Below are 2,077 nucleotides of genomic sequence, written 5' to 3'. Positions count from 1 at the left end.
TCTTTCACCCATAGCGAATGGTCCTCTTGCATCAGGTTCTTGCCGGAACGTACTGATTTTTATAGAGGTTACCATTCGCTATCTTCGTTTTCAGGCCTGCGTCGTGAATAACCCGGGCTGAAGTGAATAACAAAGGAAATCAACAATGAAAAAATTGGCAACAGTGACGACATTCTCCGCCCTGATGACCCTGGGGGCCTTCCAGGGCGCCACGGCCGCCACCGAGCTGCAGGTCAGCACCTGGGCGGGGCCTAATCACGGCGTCAATACCATCGTCTGGCCGACCTGGGGCAGTTGGGTGGAGGAGGCTACAGAGGGTCGCGTTACTGTCAACGTGATCCACGACCTGGGTCCGCCTGATGCCCAAATGGAGCTGGTGGCCGACGGGGTAGCCGACGCCACTTGGCTGTTCCACGGTCTAATGCCAGGGCGTTTCGAGCTGACCAAGTTGCCCGAGCTGCCCACCTTCGAGGACTTCTCCTCCGAGGACGCCTCGGTGGCCTACTGGCGCACCCATAACGACTACCTGGCCGAGGCCGGCGAGCACCGCGGCGTCGAGGTAATTGGTCTCGGGGTGCATGGACCCGGCGCACTCTACCTCGACGAATCGATCGACAGCCTCGATGACCTTGACGGCAAGCGCGTGCGCATCGGCGGCGGGACCATGGCCGACATCTCCAACGCACTCGAGCTCACCGGTGTAGCGCTGCCTCCGGCCGGCACCTACGAGGCCGCCACACAGGGCGTCATTGACGGCGCCATGCTGACGTTAGAAGGACTCAAGAGCTTCCGCCTGGCCGAAGTGCTGCCCTATACAGTGCAGATGCCAGGCGGCTTCTACCGTGGTAGCTTCTCGCTGGTGATCAATCCCGATACCTGGGCGTCGCTCTCCGAAGAGGATCGTGCAGCCATCGAAGAGGTCTCGGGCGAGCGGCTTTCCCGCCTGTTCGGCTACATGATGGATGTGGTGGACGAGCGCGGCGTCGAGTTCGCCGAGGAGCAGGGCAACACCTTTATCGAGCTGCCTGATGAAGAAGTGGAACGCTTCAAACAGATGGTGGCGGACCTGCCGGAGCAGTGGGAAGCCGAGGCCAGCGAGCGCGGTGTTGACGGCGAGGCCGCCCGCGCCTTCTTCCTCGAACAGCTCGAGGCGGTGGGCGACGAAGAAGGCATGAGCGAAGACAACTTGGTCGATCAGAGCACCTAAAGTTCTGAATCGCGCCATACATAATGAGCCTGACGCGAGCACGGTACCGCCGTGCTCGCTGTCGTTACGCTCGCCGCGGTCGTTATCCGGTATTAAGTAAGACTATTTCAATTTGCGTCTAAGCAACTCGGGCGAGGTGCAGCCGGTTGGGAAAAGCATTTCCGAGCTACGTATCCTCTATGCCCGTGCCCGTAACATGAGACAACACCTTCCTGTTTCACTGCTTGTTGCAATAAAAGCAACATAAAGTGTATTGCATAGTCAACACGTCAACCTCTAGCAGTCTGTCGGATTTTAGATAACGTCATGAGATACTTGCCTCCTGCCACCCCACCGGAACGACGCCATGAGCCGCTTCATCCCCGTTGACCGCCAGACCGACTATCTTCTGCCGCCTTCCGTGGACGAATGGCTGCCCGATGACCACCTGGCGCGCTTCGTCGTGGACGTCGTCGAGCAGCTGGACCTCTCGGCACTGACGCGGCGGTACGCCGGTCGGGGACACAAGGCGCATCACCCCGCCGTGTTGCTGGGCCTGTTGGTCTACGGCTATGCCACCGGGGTGTATTCCAGCCGCAAGATCGAACGAGCCACCTATGACTCGGTGGCGTTCCGCTATCTGGCCGCCAACACCCATCCCGATCACGACACCCTGGCCACCTTCCGGCGGCGCTTCCTGCCGGAACTGGAGCAGCTGTTCGTCCAGGTGCTGCTGCTGGCCCGCGAGATGAAACTGCTCAAGCTGGGTGCCATCGCCCTGGACGGCACCAAGCTCAAGGCCAATGCCAGCAAGCACAAGGCGCTGTCGTATGGCCATGCCAAGAAGCTGGAAGCCCAGTTCAAGGCTGAGGTGAAGGCGCTGACCCAGCG

At 60.3% G+C, this 2,077-nt stretch carries 2 protein-coding genes; both read left to right on the top strand.

The window, feature by feature from the left end:
• The first annotated feature begins 145 nt into the window (after positions 1-145).
• Entirely contained in the window at positions 146-1,207 is a 1,062-nt protein-coding gene (locus DU506_RS21050; RefSeq protein WP_114488776.1) for a TRAP transporter substrate-binding protein, read from the top strand.
• Positions 1,208-1,553: 346 nt separating this feature from the next.
• The coding region (locus tag DU506_RS21045; RefSeq protein ID WP_147273809.1) for a transposase at positions 1,554-2,077 on the top strand (524 nt) is incomplete at its 3' end.

Source organism: Vreelandella rituensis (genome assembly GCF_003336665.1).
GTDB classification, from domain to species: domain Bacteria; phylum Pseudomonadota; class Gammaproteobacteria; order Pseudomonadales; family Halomonadaceae; genus Vreelandella; species Vreelandella rituensis.
Note: the sequence above shows the minus strand (reverse complement) of the source record. Positions and strands in the feature narration are given on the sequence as shown.